This is a genomic window from Actinomadura scrupuli, assembly GCF_050971785.1.
Taxonomy (GTDB): Bacteria; Actinomycetota; Actinomycetes; order Streptosporangiales; family Streptosporangiaceae; genus Actinomadura_E; species Actinomadura_E scrupuli.
This window is the reverse complement of record NZ_JBPCCU010000005.1, coordinates 237,427-252,147: the sequence shown is the minus strand read 5'-3', so window position 1 is coordinate 252,147 and position 14,721 is coordinate 237,427. Positions and strand designations below refer to the sequence as shown.

At 72.1% G+C, this 14,721-nt stretch carries 12 protein-coding genes; 5 read left to right on the top strand and 7 right to left on the bottom strand.

Annotation, left to right across the window (positions count from 1 at the left end; genetic code table 11):
* Nucleotides 1-261: 261 nt before the first annotated feature.
* The 3 genes from ACRYCC_RS23750 to ACRYCC_RS23740 all read right to left on the bottom strand — a co-directional run bounded on the left by ACRYCC_RS23750 (nt 262) and on the right by ACRYCC_RS23740 (nt 4,374).
* Nucleotides 262-1,170, bottom strand: a complete 909-nt coding sequence (locus tag ACRYCC_RS23750; RefSeq protein ID WP_433815439.1) for a hypothetical protein — start codon at nt 1,168-1,170, stop codon at nt 262-264.
* 234 nt (nt 1,171-1,404) lie between these two features.
* On the bottom strand, nt 1,405-2,709 hold the full coding sequence (locus tag ACRYCC_RS23745) for a PucR family transcriptional regulator (RefSeq protein ID WP_433815438.1): 1,305 nt from the start codon (nt 2,707-2,709) through the stop codon (nt 1,405-1,407).
* A 21-nt stretch (nt 2,710-2,730) separates the two neighbouring features.
* Nucleotides 2,731-4,374, bottom strand: a complete 1,644-nt coding sequence (locus ACRYCC_RS23740) for an AMP-binding protein (RefSeq protein WP_433815436.1) — start codon at nt 4,372-4,374, stop codon at nt 2,731-2,733.
* A gap of 478 nt (nt 4,375-4,852) precedes the next feature.
* Here ACRYCC_RS23740 and ACRYCC_RS23735 point away from each other — a divergent pair, with 478 nt between their 5' ends.
* From ACRYCC_RS23735 to ACRYCC_RS23725, 3 genes are all read left to right on the top strand, one after another.
* The gene (locus ACRYCC_RS23735) at nt 4,853-6,250 is read left to right on the top strand and encodes a PucR family transcriptional regulator (RefSeq protein WP_433815434.1); all 1,398 of its coding nucleotides are present in this window, start codon (nt 4,853-4,855) and stop codon (nt 6,248-6,250) included.
* A gap of 76 nt (nt 6,251-6,326) precedes the next feature.
* The gene (locus ACRYCC_RS23730) at nt 6,327-7,226 is read left to right on the top strand and encodes a TetR/AcrR family transcriptional regulator (protein ID WP_433815432.1); all 900 of its coding nucleotides are present in this window, start codon (nt 6,327-6,329) and stop codon (nt 7,224-7,226) included.
* Between the two features lie 85 nt (nt 7,227-7,311).
* Entirely contained in the window at nt 7,312-8,118 is an 807-nt protein-coding gene (locus ACRYCC_RS23725; protein ID WP_433815430.1) for a TetR/AcrR family transcriptional regulator, read from the top strand.
* Here ACRYCC_RS23725 and ACRYCC_RS23720 read toward each other — a convergent pair.
* The 3 genes from ACRYCC_RS23720 to ACRYCC_RS23710 form a co-directional block, all read right to left on the bottom strand.
* Nucleotides 8,037-9,335 carry a PucR family transcriptional regulator gene (locus ACRYCC_RS23720; protein ID WP_433815428.1) on the bottom strand — a complete coding sequence of 433 codons (1,299 nt, stop codon included), beginning with the start codon at nt 9,333-9,335 and terminating at the stop codon, nt 8,037-8,039. The genes ACRYCC_RS23725 and ACRYCC_RS23720 overlap by 82 nt on opposite strands.
* A gap of 487 nt (nt 9,336-9,822) precedes the next feature.
* The gene (locus ACRYCC_RS23715) at nt 9,823-10,845 is read right to left on the bottom strand and encodes a hypothetical protein (protein WP_433815426.1); all 1,023 of its coding nucleotides are present in this window, start codon (nt 10,843-10,845) and stop codon (nt 9,823-9,825) included.
* 224 nt (nt 10,846-11,069) lie between these two features.
* Nucleotides 11,070-11,486, bottom strand: coding sequence for an acyl-CoA thioesterase (locus ACRYCC_RS23710; RefSeq protein WP_433815425.1), 417 nt, complete (start codon nt 11,484-11,486; stop codon nt 11,070-11,072).
* Between the two features lie 167 nt (nt 11,487-11,653).
* On the opposite strand from ACRYCC_RS23710, the gene ACRYCC_RS23705 reads away from it, so the two are divergent.
* Both ACRYCC_RS23705 and ACRYCC_RS23700 read left to right on the top strand, forming a co-directional pair.
* Nucleotides 11,654-12,475 (top strand): SAM-dependent methyltransferase, encoded by an 822-nt coding sequence (locus ACRYCC_RS23705; RefSeq protein ID WP_433815423.1) that lies wholly within the window; start codon nt 11,654-11,656, stop codon nt 12,473-12,475.
* Between the two features lie 120 nt (nt 12,476-12,595).
* Nucleotides 12,596-13,573: a hypothetical protein gene (locus ACRYCC_RS23700; RefSeq protein ID WP_433815421.1), complete on the top strand. Its 978-nt coding sequence runs from the start codon at nt 12,596-12,598 to the stop codon at nt 13,571-13,573.
* A gap of 6 nt (nt 13,574-13,579) precedes the next feature.
* On the opposite strand, the gene ACRYCC_RS23695 is transcribed toward ACRYCC_RS23700, so the two are convergent.
* Nucleotides 13,580-14,551, bottom strand: coding sequence for a sulfotransferase (locus tag ACRYCC_RS23695; protein ID WP_433815419.1), 972 nt, complete (start codon nt 14,549-14,551; stop codon nt 13,580-13,582).
* Nucleotides 14,552-14,721 lie beyond the last annotated feature (170 nt).

Genomic DNA, 14,721 nt, shown 5'->3' with positions numbered 1-14,721 from the left:
CGTGTCACCCGTGCGGACGGGCCCGGTCGAATTCACCGGAATTCGTGGCCGCAGGTCGTGACCCGGCACGCCCGGCCGCGGCCGCCCGGCGCGGTAAAGGGCTCAGCGCCCGCCGATTCCCTCTTGCCGCCCCGGCCCAGAAGCGCCGCTCATGACCGGAATCGCGACTTCGGTGATCGCCGCGTCGGAGCGAACACCCGGCCGGGACTTCGCCGGCCGGTCACCGCCTGTTCCCGCACGGAATGAGAACACCGGAGACCGCTAGCCGCGAATGGCGGATACCGGAATTCCTGTCATCGGATGACAATCTCTCGTGCCGCCCGGGTCCGCCGACCGGCGGCGGCCCCACCGCAGCCGGGTCAGCAGCAGCGCGTTGCCGGCCAGCAGCGCCGCGAGCCACCCCGCCTGCAGGGCCGCCAGGCCACCGGATCCGAGCGGGTCCGCCGCGGACCGGCCGCTGCGCAACGCCGTCTCGGGAGAGATCGGCAGCTGGTCCGGGGCGACCTGAGGCGCGGCGACCGGTGGCAGCACGGCCTGGGAGATGGCACCACCGCCCGGCGGGCTGAGCGGGAGGGAGACGCCCGGTGGCGACGAGGGGGTCACGGCCGGGACCTTCCCGGGCGGCACCAGGGCGGTCCGGTCGCCCGTCACCGTGATGGCGCTCGACGCGGTCCGCGCGCCGGCCTTGGCTGCCGTGACCCTGGCGGTCAACGTGACGGTGCCCGGCTCGGCGTCCCGGGGGATCGTCACGCGGGCGGAGACGGACCTGCCGCCACCGGTGACGTCGCCCAGCGAGCTGCGGGCCGGGCTCACCGTCGCCCTCGAGCCGGACAGATCCAGCCGGGCACCGCGGGCCACCGTCCCGCCCGAGCGCACCGAGACCGTGGCCGTCAGCGATCCGCCGGGGGCCACCCGGGCGCCGGAGACCCTGAGGCCGAGGTACAGCACCGGTGGCGCGGCGGGCTTCGCGGTCGTCGGACGGGGGGCCGGCGTGGCGGGGCCGGGCGAGGGCGTCACCGGATCCGGGGAGGGCGTCACCGGATCGGGCGAGGGCGCCGGGCCGGTGGCGGTGGGCTCGGGGCCGGGCGACGGACCGGGATCGTCGGCGAGCGCGGCCGCCGGGGCGGCCGCGCCGAGCGCGATGACCGCCGCTACGCCGAATCCCACCATGACCGGGTTTCCCGGCGATCGGAACCCCACTGACCCAGCACCTCCGGATGTCACTGCCCTCCGGAGCCCGATTCACCGCCGAAATGGCATCGGGAATGATCCGAACACGAACCGGCGAGCTCGATCAACCCCCGCGATTCAACGCTATTGCAGATCACACATTTCCCTTTTGAGGCATTCAGATGCCTTATCAGCATTCACACATATTCGTATGCCGGGGCGACGTGCCGCCGGCTACAGAAGCTCCGCCGCGCCGGCCCGCCCGCCGGGCTCGGCGACCGCGCCGGGACCCTCGCCGCCGCCCTCGCCGCCGCCGCCCTCGCCGCCGCGGTCGCCCTCGGCCGCGGCGAGCCAGGCACGCAGGACGATCTGGAGCTCCAGGCGCAGCCGGGGGTCGTACATGTCCTCGCCGAAGAGCGCCTGAAGCTGACGGAGCCGGTAGCGGATGGTCTGCGGGTGCATGCGCAGCCGGCCGGCGACCTCGGTCGCGTTGAAGCCGCATTCGAGGCAGGCCTGCAGGGTCTCGGCGAGCGAACGGCGCTGCCGGAGCCGTACCGTCATCAGCGGCGCCAGCCGCCGGGCGGCGACCCCCTCGACCAGCTCCGGCTGCCGCAGGATGACCAGGGCCGGCAGGTGCTCGGTCACCATGATCGGGTTGTCCCCGGAAATGGCGCCCCGCTGGACGAGGGCCAGTGCCCGGCGCGCCCACCGCAGCGATTTGCGGACCTCGGTGACGCCGACGGCCGGGCCGACGGCGGCGGCCCGCCCCCGCAGCCCGAGCTCCAGCATCCGCCTGCGGCCGGGCCCCTCGGGGTCGGGCACGATGAGACACGGCTCCGGCAGATGCAGGCCGGCGAGCACGTCGGGGGGCAGGCCCGGCTGGTGCGTGGGCCGGCCGTCACCCTCGTGCACCGCCACCGCGGCGACGGCGGAAGGTATCGCCCATCCCGCCGCGCCGGCGAGGTCGGTCATCTTCTCCACCGGGACGGCCGGTTCCGAGATCAGCAGGTCCAGCAGCGCACGCCGGCTCTGGGACACGTCGGCGGCCCGCTCGGTGGCCTCCGCGAACCCCGCCATGACGGCTTCGGCGATCCGGTCGAGGTAGGCGAAAAGCGACGCGGTCAGCCGGCCGAAGACGCTCGGCGGGGGGGCGGCGCCGAGCGCCGGCGCCAGTCCCTCACTCAGGTGCTGGATCGCGACCCTCGCCGCCAGCCGGGCCGAGGTCTGCCAGACGTCCAGGCTCCGGCCCTCTCCGGCCTCCCCCGCGCCCACCTGGTGGAAGAAGTCCAGGATCTCGTCCCACGGAGTGTCGGGAGCGGCCATCAGGTCGATGAAGTGGCCGACCGCGTACTCGACCGCCAGCCGCAGAACCCGGTCGTACCTGGGGTCGTGCGGACGCACGTACTCGGGGATCTCCCGCTGGATCTCCAGCACCGCCTGCCGGGCGACCTCGGGGACCGAGGGCCGGAGCGCGGCGGCGACCTCGGCGCCCAGTCCCTTCCGCGAGGAGAGGAAGTCGAAGAACCGATCCGAGCCCATGGCGGACCACCTCCCTCGGGATCATCTGGCGCCCCCCGCGGGCGGCGCGGGACCGTCGTCGGCGCGCTGTCCCGCCAGGTTCCTGCGGACGATCTTGCCGGTCGCGTTGCGCGGCAGTTCGTCGACGAACAGCACGTCCCGCGGGACGGCGAAGCGCGCCACGTGCTCGCGTGCGTACGCCCGGACCGCGTCGGCGGTGAGGTCGGCTCCCGGGACCAGGACGACATGGGCGGCCAGCCGCTGGCCGAACTCCTCGTCGGGCACGCCGACGACCGCCACGTCACGGACCTGGGGCAGCCGGCCGAGGACCTCCTCGACCTCGCCGGGGAAGATGTTCTCCCCTCCGGAGATGACCATGTCGTCGTCACGGCCGTGCACGAACAGCCGGCCCCGCTCGTCCAGATGACCGATGTCGCCCAGGGACATGAGGCCGTCGTGCATGGTCTTGGCGGCGCCGGTGGTGTAGCCGGCGAACAGCAGCTCGTTGGCGGCGAAGATCCGCCCCCGGGTACCCGCGGGGACCGGCCGCCCGGCCCGGTCGAGGACGGCCAGGCGGGTGCCGGGGGGCGGGGTGCCGGCCGTGTCGGGGCTCTGCCGCAGGTCATGCGGGGTGGCGATGGTGACCCAGGAGCTCTCGGTGGATCCGTAGAGGTTGTAGAGCACCTCGCCGAACTCGTCCATGAAGCGGGTGGCGAGCCCACCGGGCAGAGCCGAGCCACTGACCGCGGCGATCCGCATGGAGGAGACGTCGAAGGTGGCCCTGACCTGGGCGGGCAGCTCGACCATGCGGGCCAGCATGACGGGCACGGCGATCAGCACGGTGCCCTTGGTCTTGGCGAGGATCTGCAGGGAGAGCTCGGGATCGAAGCGCCGGTTCAGCACCACGGTGTGCCGGAGCCCGATCGCCAGCTGCAGCGCCGCGTACCCCCAGGTGTGGAACAGCGGCGCCTCGATCAGCGTCATGTCGTGCACCCGCAGCGGGATACGCGAGAGCATCGACGCCATCGGGCTCAGGCCGGGCCGTGAGTGCCGGTCGGCTCCCTTCGGCTGACCGGTCGTCCCCGAGCTCAGGACGATGGTCCGGCCGGGCTGCCGCGGCGGGACCAGCGCCGTGCCCGGCCGGGACGCCATGAGCTCCTCGATGCGGGAGTCCGCCCCGCCGGCCGTCACGGTGCGCACCGACGGCGGCACCGCGGTCAGCAGCTCCGCGAACTCGGCGTCGGCGATCAGCACGCCGACGTGCTGCTGATCCAGGACGGTCAGCAACTGGCCGACGCTCATCCCGGTGTTGAGCAGCACCACGTCGGCGCCCGCCTTGCTGCACGCGACCAGCGACTCGACCATCCACCGGTGGTTGCGGCACAGCACCGCGACCCGGAGCACGTCGCCGGGGTCGTGCAGGGCGGCGGCGAGACTGTTGGTACGGGCGTCGACCTGGGCATAGGTGAGCTCACCCAGATCATCGATGATCGCGAGCCGGTGCGGGTCACGGGCGGCGGCCGAGACGAACGAGCCTCCGAGCACGGTGCCCCAGCGTCTCAGCGCGGTCAGCTGGCCGGCCATCCGGACCGGCGAGCCGGGCTGCAGCAGCCCGCTGCGGCCCATCATGGCGCCGATCCGCACCACGGAGAGCGCACGCCGCCCGATACCCGACGGCTCGCTCACGTGAGTACCACCGGCTGAATTCTCGGCGACTCGGTCGCCCTTTCCGTAAAGGCGGCAAAATGCGCCTTCAAACAGACCACGTCACTCACATGCGGGAATTGCGCCGGGTAAGACATACGGCGATGCTATTGAGCGGGCGCGCCGGCGGTCCACTCAGCGTCTTTGACCTTTCGCCCCTCAGGTTGTCATCCCGCTCACAACCCGGGCGGCGCCGGCGGCCCGCCGGGCCTCCAGCGATCATGTACGGCCGGTTTCTTGGCCGTGACTGAGCAGGCGCGGCGAGCTTTTCATCACGCACTCACAATAGTTCCCCCATTCACGGGCTCCCTGTCCAGCCAATTGGCTCTGTGGTACCTTGCGTACCACAAGTGCCCGGCGCACGATGAAAGACATTTAGCGGATCATTCTTTTCGCACTCCGTCACCTATACGACCGGCACGGTGACGTGATTCGTCAGGGGACTCGGGAGGTACCGGAAATGGGTTCCACAGAGCGGACAGTGCTCGCCGCCCGGCCCTGGGCGGCGATCCCGGCGGACGTGGTCACCCTGATACGGCCCGCTCTGCAGGACGTCTCCGCCGCGATCACCGAACAGGTCGTGGCGCAGCTGCCGGACCGCGTCCGGATGCCCGGCGTCGGCCTCGGGCACCTCGTCGACCACGCCGTGCGGCATTTCACGGGCCTCCTCGCCGACCCCCGCGCCCGCGGGGAGGAGCACCTGGCTGTCTACCGGGAGATCGGTGCCGCCGAGGCCGCCGCGGGCCGTACCCTCGCCCTGCTGGAGTCGGCGGTGCGCACCGGTGCGCACCTGGCCTGGCAGCGCATCGTCGCCGAGTCCCAGCTCCACGGCCTCGGTGATGACGTCCAGTGGCAGCTCCTGGACTCCCTCCTGGCCTTCACCAGCCTGGTCAACGACGCCGCCAGAGAGGGCCACCGGCAGATGGCCGGGCGCGCCGACGACGGCCTGGCCCGACGCCGGCGGCGCCTGGTCGGCAAGCTCCTCGGTGAGCGCCCTGTCGCACCCGACCAGCTCACCCGGCTGGCCCGCGTCGCGAACTGGCCGGTCCCCGGCTCGGTGGCCGTCGCGGTGCTCCAGCCCCCCGCGACCACGCCGGCGCGCCGGCCCCGGCTCCCGCCCGGCCTTCTCGCCGACCTGGACCGGCGGACGCCCTGCGTCGTGCTGCCCGGTGCCGGCGAGCCGGCGGACCTGCGGGAGCTGCGGGAGCATCTCGGCGACTGGACCGCGGTGGTCGGCCCGGCCGTACGGCCACAGGACGCCGCGCGATCGCAGCGCTGGGCGCTCGAGGCCCTCGGCCTGATCCGGCGCGGCGTCATCCCGGCCGACCGGATCGTCCGGTGCGCGGACCACGTCCCCACGCTCGTCATCTTCCAGGCCGAGGAGTTCCTGGAGACCACCGTGACCCGGCGGCTCTCCGCGCTGCTCGGCCTCGCCCCGAACTCCAGGGACCGGCTCAGCGAGACGCTGCTGGTCCTGCTGCACTGCAACTTCAACGCGACCAAGGCGGCTGCCCAGCTGAACGTCCACCCGCAGACCGTCCGTTACCGCCTGCACAAGCTCGAAGAGATCTTCGGTAGCGACCTGCAGAACCACAGCCACGACCTGGAGCTGCAGATGCTGCTGCACGCCAAGCTCGCCGGGGCCCGGGCGGCCGGCGATGCCGGGGCGCGGGCCCCGGAACCCGCGACCGGCACCCCGCCCTCCGGTCGTCCGGCGGCGGAACCGCTCGCCCGGCCGGGCGCACCCGGCAGAGCGGGGCCGCGCGTGCTGGCGTTCCGGCCGGCGCTCGAGGTGACCCGGACGGCCGCTCCGGACCGGGCGATCGGCCACGGCACCGCCACCGCGACGGCTGGATGATGGGCCGCCTCCGGATGGCCGCCCGGCGGGCCCGCGGGGCCGGGCGCCACGGCGGCACGGGGATAAGGTGACGTTCATGGCCGATCAGCACCCGGAGTCCGACTCGGATCCGGGGCGCCATGGGAGAAGGCGTTCCCCCTACCGCCGGCTGCCGCCGGACCGGCGCCGCGAAGAGATCCTCGACGTCGCGGTCGAGCTCTTCGGCCGCCAGGGCGAGCACGCGGTCTCGGTCGACGCCATCGCCACGGCCGCGGGGACGTCGCGGAACTCGATCTACCGCTGCTTCGGGACCAAACGGCGGCTCTACCTCGCGGCCATGGCCGCCCTCGGGGCCAAGCTCTCCGAGGGACAGGCCGAACCGGCGGCCGGCACGCCGTCCCAGCAGCTGGCGACCCGGCTGACCAGGTACTTCGACATCATCCAGAAGTACCAGCCGGGCTACGCGGCCCTGGTGAGCATGGGCGCGCCCGGGCAGCCCGAGGAGACGCGCGCCGCCATCGGGGAACTCCGCCGACGTGCCTACCAGGGGATCTACGAGGGCATCGGCGTCACCGAGCCCACCCCCGTCCTGGAGGCCAGCGTGCACGCGTGGGTCGCCACGATGGAGTGGATGGGCCTGGAGTGGCTGCAGAACCGGCTCATCCCGCGCGACGAGCTGGAATCGCTGCTGACGATGTTCCTCGGCCTGATGCTGGTCGGCGCGGCCTCGCACGACCGCAACGCGGCGGACCGGTTGCTGCGGTACGTCGAGGCCGAGTCACCCGGCAGTCCCTTCGCCGTGCACCTCGCGCGGGCCGGCGACCTGATGTCGATGAAGTTGTTCTCCCGGCTGACCGGCATGCTGCTCACCGGCGCGGCGGACGGCACCGGCAGCGGTCCGGCGGAGACCCGGGCGGTCCCGCCGCAGAGCCCGCCGGTCCCGGCCGAGGTCTCCCCGCGGGCAGGGCCTCCCGCATCACGCACCCAGGACCTCTAGGCAGGTGGCAAAGGCCATGCCGGGCAACGACGAGCCCCTCCTCGGCACCGTTTCCAGACCGGCGCCCGCGGCTTCCTCCCCGCCGATGCGCAAGCGTCCCTCGTTCCGGCGGCTGTCCTCCGACATGCGCCGGGAAGAGATCATCGACGCGGCGATCAACCTGTTCGGCCACAACGCCGAGCACGAGGTGTCGATCGACGACATCGCGACCGCCGCGTCGACCTCCCGGACCTCGGTCTACCGCTACTTCGACAGCAAGCAGGACCTGTACCACACCGCGATGCGCCGGCTCTGCTCGGAGCTGATGCGGCGCATGGTCCAGGAGGTGCCCGCGGCCCCCTCGGTTCAGCTGACGACCTGCGTCCGCCGCTACTTCGACTTCATCGAGGAGTACGAGGTCGCCTACGCCGGGCTGCTCCAGCTCGGTGCGCCCATGGCCTCCGAGGAGACGCGGGCACTCATCCAGGAGGTGCTCGAGCACATCTACCACCTGGCCTACCAGGTGCTGGAGGTCACCGATCCCACCCCGGCCCTGGAGACCACCGTGCACTCCTGGGTCGCCGGGGTGCAGCTCACCGGGCTCGAATGGCTGGGCTCCCGCCGGCCCGACCGGGCCGAGGTCGAGCGGATGCTGGCGAACCAGCTCGGCGTCATGCTGATCGCGGCCGCCTCCCATGACGGCATCATCGCGGAGCGGATCGAATGGCTGCTGACGGTCGAGCCGGTCGACGGCCCGTTCGCCGGGCATCTGCGCCGGATCGCCGACGTGTTCTCCCTGAAGCTGCTGTCCGGCGTGACCCGGCTGCTGGCCTACGACGACGCCGGTGCCGGCACGGGGGCCGCCGAGCCCGGACCGCTCCCGGTGGACCGGGCGGACGTCCGCGGCGACTGACCCCGCATCCGGCCGCCGCGGCGGCTGCCCGCTCCCGCCAGCCTGGCGTGCAGGATCATCTCCATCTCCAGGCAGCGGTGCGGGTCCTGGAGGTCCTCGCCGAACAGTTCCTCCAGATGACGGAGCCGGTACCGCACCGTCTGCGGATGGACGTGCAGCCGGCTGCCGACCTCGGTCGCGTTGAAGTTGTTCTCCAGCAACGCCAGCAGGGTCTCGCTGAGCCGCTGGACCTGCATCGGGGAGAGCGCGCTGAGCGGGGCCAGCCGGGTCGCGGCCGCGCCCTCGATGAGCTCCTCGGCCCGGAAGATGACCAGGGTCGGCACGTGGTCCGCGCACCGGACGAGCTCGTCGTCGCGGATCACGCCCCGCCGGACCAGCACCAGCGCGTCCTGAGCCCAGCGCATGGACTCCGCCACCCGCGTGGTGGACACCGTCGGGCCGATGACCACGATCCAGTCCCGCAGCATGGTGTTCAGCAGGCCGGCGCGCCCGGGGCCGTCCGGATCCGGCACGACCAGGCGGGGGTCGGACCGGCCGGTGTCGACGAGCACGCCCGGCAGCGCCGCCGGTGCCTGGAAGTTGCCGGTGTCGCGCGGATGGAGGACGGCGGCCGCCACCGTGCGGGGCAGCGCCCACTCCGCCTCCCGCGCCGCGGCCGCGATCTCCCCTGCCGTCGGCGGGGGGTCGGTCAGCAGCAGGGACAGCAGGTGCGATCTCCGGCGGCGGGCCGCCTCGGCGCTGCTCTCGGTCTCGGTCTCGTACCCGTGCCTGACCAGCGCCGAGACCGCGTCCATGTAGCCGAACTGCGCGTCGGCGATGAGGCCCATGGTCGCCCGGTCGATGTCCAGCGCGTCCGCGAGGGCGGTGAGGCTGCGCCAGGCGGCCCGGGCCGACCGGCGCATGGCCCGGTGCATCTCGTCCGGGCTCTGGCCGTCGCGGGCCATCCTTCTGCCGGTCGCCACATGCACGCCGACCATGCGTTCCCAGGCCGGCTCCGGGTCCTCGATGAGGTCGTAGAAGTGCTCGAGCCAGCCGACGAAGTCGGCACGGACCCTGGCGGCCTGGGACTCGTCCATGCGCGGGGCGCCGTCCGGGGCGTGGCGGAGCAGCTCACGGACGAGCCCGTCCGCCGCCCCGCCCACGTAGGGTCGCAGGCGCCGCGCCAACTCGGAGGGGATCGCCCGGAACGGCCGTCCGTCCAACTGAGGCAGTGTCATCTCGCTCCCTGCTGCGATCGAGCCACTGTGGTACGCCGTGTATTACAAGGATCGAGCACGCGACGGAAGTTGTCACTGTGGCCGGATGAGCAGTCCCCGGCAACGGTGCGCATCCGGATGACAAGTTCTGGTGTTGTTCCAGGTCAAGCCCGTGAAATCTGGAGGCGTCCGGCGAACGGGAGTGTTCGGGGTGCCCCTGACGGGGCGCGCCGGGCCGACGATCACGCTGTGGCGTGGGACTCCGTGTCCCGGCATTGTGGGACTCCGCGTCCCACGATGACCGGCCTCGCCCCGCTTGGCAGCCGGCTGACAAGCACCGCGCGCATCCCGTGCATCCGCCTCAACACGCCGGCGCCTGGCGTCACTACGGTGATCACCCAGTACCCCATGGCACTGGGCGTGCTGGGGCGGGGTCCCCCCGGTGCCATGGTGACGCGGCGCGGTGGCCTGCCGAGTCCGGGCAGGCCACCCGCCCCACTCCAGGGCGTCACGTGGCGGACACGCGTCTCCCGGCCCTGCGGTGGCTCCCGGTGTACGCCACCGCCTCCTGGCACTCCGCGCCGGTGTCGCGGTCCCCGCCGGGGACGGATCGCGGCGCCCGTACGCGCTGTTCGTGCCGGGGGAAGGCCAGCACCGCCAGCGCGGCCAGTACCAGGCCGCCGATCCGCAGCGCCAGCAGGATCCCGTCGCGCGGCCATGGCTGCCCGGACAGCAGCGTTCCCGCCAGCAGCAGATGCGTCTTCGCCGTGATGGTGACGACCGTGACGACGATGACCAGCCGGCAGCGCTGCAGGGCCACCTGCAGCAACCCCAGGCCGAGGGCGCCCGCGAGGAGGACGACGTACGGGTGCGGGGTGGCGAACAGGTCGGAACGGTGACCGTGCACCATCCAGGCGGTGCCCAGGCCGGAGAGCTCCGCCGTGCCCAGCAGCACGCCCGCCCCGATGCCGTAGGCGACGCCGGTCAGCGGCCGGGCGTGCCGGCCGTCGATCCCGCGGTCCCTGATCGAGAACATCCAGGCCGGCAGCAGCACCGAGGGCACGGCGACCAGGGCGAGCTTCCACAGGGGCACCGAGGCCGCCCAGGCCGGCCCGGTGAGCCGCAGGGAGTCCCCCGGCCCGCCGGACGACCCGGGAAGCGGCAGCAGCCCCGCCGACAGTGCGAGGAGCACCAGCGCCGCCACCGTGACGATCATCGCCCACCACTCGCGTGCGCTCAGCCGTTCCCCGAACCAGCCGGTCCCGATCACCAGCAGGAAGACCAGCACCGATCCGAAGACGGGTACGACCGTGCCGAGCGGCAGCACGGTCAGCACGGCGCCCTCGATCACGAAGCCGAACAGGATCATCGCGAGGCCGAGCAGCCACCATCGGCTGGTGAGGACCTGTCCCACCACCTGCAACGGCCGGCTGCCGGACAACCGCCGCATCCGGACCGCGGCGCCCTTGAACAGGGCGAAGCTCGTGAAGTAGACGGCCATCGAGGTACCGGCGAGGACGAGCACGAGCATGGCGCTCCTCAGGCTGGGGCTCGCGGAGAGCCGGAAGCAAGCCGGTAGAGCAGCGGATATTGCCTGCTCAGCCAGGGTGTGGGGCTTGCAATTTCACGGTCTCATAACGAACTCGCCGGAAAAATCGCCTTCCGTATGAAGAATCAGGGCAGTATGTGAACTTTCTTGAGTAAAGGCTTAGATCCAGCAATCAGGTAGTCAATGTCCGATAAGCCGGATCTCCCTCATGCGACCAGCAATTTCTGCATCGCCGAGCGGAGCGGCCCGCCGATCTCGACCGGGCGACGGGTCCGCCGGTCCACGAAGACGTGCACGAAATGGCCTTCGGCGATGAGGGTCTCCCCGCCGGAACGGAAGAGACCCAGCTCATAGCGGACACTGGAGGTGCCCAGCCGGCCGATGCGCAGGCCGACCCTGATCACCTCGGGGAACGAGACCGAGTCCTTGAAGACGCAGTGCGACTCCACGCACAGGCCGATCGCGGTGCCCTCGTGGATGTCCAGGCCGGCGGTCCCGATCAGCCAGGAGTTGATCACCGTGTCCATCAGCGAGTAGTGGACGGCGTTGTTGACATGCCCGTAGACGTCGTTGTCCTTCCAGCGTGTCGGGACGTTCTCCCAGTGCACGTAATCGCCGCTCATGTCCGCATTCCCATCTCACGATCCGCCGGAACCCAGATCCCGCACCGCAGATCTCGCACCGCAGATCTCCCGTCAATGACCCATCACTGCCTATCAGAGTCCGCTACCTCCCATACCGGGCAGGGCGTTCGGCTGAGCACCGCCGGGCATCCCGTTAACATCACCGGGTGACCAGATCCAGGCCCCGCGATCTACCGGGATTCGATCCCACGGTGCCCAACGAAGCCCGGATGGCGGACTACTACATGGGCGGCAAGGACAACTTCGCCGCCGACCGGGAGGCCGCGGAGCTCGCCCTGCAACTGGCGCCCGACCTACCGATGATCGTCCTCGAGGCGCGCAAGTTCCTGGGCCGGGCCGTCCGGTTCCTGGCCGGTACCGGGATCCGGCAGTTCGTCGACGTCGGCTGCGGGCTGCCCACGCAGGGCGGCGTCCACGAAGTGCTCCGGCCGCTGGCGCCGGACGCGCGCGTGGCCTACGTCGACAGCGATCCGGTGGTCGTCGTGCACGCCCGCGCGCTCCTGGACACCGGCGACCCCGCCGTGGTCCTGCAGGCGGACGCCCGCGACCCGGACCGGCTGCTGGCCGACCCGGAGCTCACCGGGCTGATCGATTTCGACCGCCCGGTGGCGTTCCTGCTGCACTCGTTCCTGGTCCTCATCCCCGAAGACGACCTCGCGACCCACATCGTCGACCGGTTCCGGCAGACGATGGCACCGGGCAGCCATCTCCTCGTCTCCCACGCGATCTCCGATTCCCGCCCCGACGTCACCGAGAAACTCGCCCGCCTCTACCAGGACAACGACGTGGTCAAGGGCAAGCCGCGCAACAACGTGCGCACCAGGGCCGAGGTCGAGCGCTTCCTCGACGGCCTGGAGGTCCTGCCCCCCGGGATGGTCGAACTGCCCGCCTGGCGCCCGGACAAGGGCGAGCCCACCGTCGATCCCGCATCGGTCTGGGCGATAGGCGGCATCGGCGTCAAACGCTGAGACCCGCGAACGGACCTCGTCGCGGCGGCCTGGATCGGCCGGCGGCGGGAACCGGATCGGACCGGGCGCCGTCCATCTGATAACCGCTGATCTCAGGCAGCGGCGATCACAGGGGGCTCCATGGAGGAGCACGGGACGGACGCGCGGCCCTGGTCGCCGAGCACCGCCTGCCCGGTCGGGCGCGAGCAGCAGACCTGGATCGAGACCTGGATGCACTGGTGCGCCGGCCAGTTCGGAGGCCCGGCGGAGCTCGGCGAGATCGCGCTGCCCACGCCGGACTTCTTCCCCGCCTCCTACACCGGGACGCCGGCGCAGATCGAGGAACTCACCGCCCGGGTGTGCGGCCTGATGTCGGTCGACCCGGCGGGCCTGGTCGTGGAGCTGTTCGACGGCGCGGCGAAGGACTCTCCGTCCACCACCTCGGGCAGGCGGGCGGTGGGTCACTACTCCCGGCGCGACGGCCGCGCGGTGATCGGTCTCGACCGGGACCAGGCGTCCGATCCCGCCTACCTCACGGCGATCATCGCGCATGAACTCGGTCACGTCCGGCTGCTGGGCGAGAACCGCATCGACCGGCACGACGACCACGAGCGGCTCACCGATCTCGTCACGGTCTACCTCGGGCTCGGCGTCTTCACCACCAACGCCGCGATGAGCTATGCGAAGACCGCCCGCTCCTGGTCGGTCCGGCCGCTCGGCTACCTGGACGAGCGGACGCTCAACGGCGCCGACAATGACGGCTACTTCGAGCTCGGTTATCTCACCGAGCGCGAGTTCGGCTACGCCCTGGCCTGCTACTGCCGGATGCGCGGGGAGACCGCACCCGCCTGGACGTCCCACCTCGATCCGGGCCCGCGTGCCTTCCTGCGGCAGGGCCTGGCCTTCCTCGCGCGCAGCGGCTCGGGGACCGGACTTCCCACGGTCAAGCCCATGCGCCGCCAGGGGGTGCTCCGCACCGCGCACGGCGACGTGCCGATCAAGGTGTCCGCGGCGGGCCCCTCGCGGCCCGCCGACCTGTTCTTCGAGCCGACCCTCCGCCGGAGGCCGGCCGCCTCGGGGCCTGCCTTGGAGTCCGCGCCGAAGAGCACGGACCCCTGACCACCGCTACGGGACGGAGGCGCTGCCGGCGCGCCGGTCGCCCGCGGGGTGGGAGAGCACTCCGAGGCGCAGTTGCTCCCCGCGTTTGATCTTCCAGACCCTGGCCCAGCGGCGGTCCAGCTCGCGGTCGATCCACGAGGACTCCGGCGGCCGCGCGCCGGTGTCGGCCGAGAACGCCGCGCGGAACTCCTTGCTCAGCCGCCCCGCGTCCAGCAGGTGCGCCGCCCACCGGGCGCCGCGGTCGGGATCCTCGACGAGCTCGTCGTAGCTCAGGAACGCCACCCGGTCCGCCGGGAGCCGGGAGAACGTGCGGAGGTAGCCCATCAGCCGTACGCGCAGGCCCCACCGGGTGCCGAAGCGGACCAGCCGCGCGAGCGCCCTGTTGCGCAGCGCCCGGGCCAGGAAGCGGACCCAGAGGTCGTCGCCGCGCAGTGCCTCCCCGTACGCGCTCGTGGTGATGTAGCGATCCATCGCCCGGTAGCTGCTGGCGGTGATGCCGGCCACCCGGCGGCGCGAGATGATGATCTGCGCGTCCGGAAAGGCCGCCAGCAACTCGTCCTCGTGGCCGGTGTCGGAGGGGTTCTTGAGCACCGCGACGCCCGATCGAGCCGACAGCGCGTCCGCGACGCGCCGCAGGTCGGCGGTGGCCGCCGGCCGGAACCGGAGCGACCGGCGCCGGCCGGTGCCGAGATGGTAGAGGAACCAGCCGTACTCCTCCGGCATCGACTCGGTGACCAGCCGGCCGTCCACTCCGCGGTCGATCGGCTCGGTGGAGTCGAAGATCCGGCGAAGCCGGGCGGCGAGGTCCGGCGCACCATGGCGGGCGAGGTCGCCCGCCGTCAGCGGCGCTCCCGCCGTCGCCGCCGCCACGGCGTCCACCAGGACCGTGGTCCCGCTGCGATTGAATCCGGTGATGAAGAGGATCACGATGTCCCTCTCGGAGCTGCCGGTGTGGAGGCCGAGTACGGTTCCACCCATGCGGTCGCCCGAGATTACAACGGTGATCAACTCGGAACTAGACGACGTTTGATAAACACGTGTCCGTGTTCGATCATTCTGGCACAAAGGTCACTCGTGACCCGGCCGGTGCCACCGCCCGGCTCCCGGAGCAGGGAAGCCGGGCGGTGGCCGGGCGGCCGCCGGCCCCG

Excerpts from the sequence above, each read along its gene's own strand:
- ACRYCC_RS23750 (WP_433815439.1), bottom strand. The coding sequence starts at position 1,170 with ATGGTGGGATTCGGCGTAGCGGCGGTCATCGCGCTCGGCGCGGCCGCC.
- ACRYCC_RS23720 (WP_433815428.1), bottom strand. The coding sequence starts at position 9,335 with ATGACACTGCCTCAGTTGGACGGACGGCCGTTCCGGGCGATCCCCTCC.
- ACRYCC_RS23695 (WP_433815419.1), bottom strand. The coding sequence starts at position 14,551 with ATGGGTGGAACCGTACTCGGCCTCCACACCGGCAGCTCCGAGAGGGAC.
- ACRYCC_RS23730 (WP_433815432.1), top strand. The coding sequence starts at position 6,327 with ATGGCCGATCAGCACCCGGAGTCCGACTCGGATCCGGGGCGCCATGGG.
- ACRYCC_RS23710 (WP_433815425.1), bottom strand. The coding sequence starts at position 11,486 with ATGAGCGGCGATTACGTGCACTGGGAGAACGTCCCGACACGCTGGAAG.
- ACRYCC_RS23725 (WP_433815430.1), top strand. The coding sequence starts at position 7,312 with ATGCGCAAGCGTCCCTCGTTCCGGCGGCTGTCCTCCGACATGCGCCGG.
- ACRYCC_RS23700 (WP_433815421.1), top strand. The coding sequence starts at position 12,596 with ATGGAGGAGCACGGGACGGACGCGCGGCCCTGGTCGCCGAGCACCGCC.
- ACRYCC_RS23745 (WP_433815438.1), bottom strand. The coding sequence starts at position 2,709 with ATGGGCTCGGATCGGTTCTTCGACTTCCTCTCCTCGCGGAAGGGACTG.
- ACRYCC_RS23715 (WP_433815426.1), bottom strand. The coding sequence starts at position 10,845 with ATGCTCGTGCTCGTCCTCGCCGGTACCTCGATGGCCGTCTACTTCACG.
- ACRYCC_RS23735 (WP_433815434.1), top strand. The coding sequence starts at position 4,853 with ATGGGTTCCACAGAGCGGACAGTGCTCGCCGCCCGGCCCTGGGCGGCG.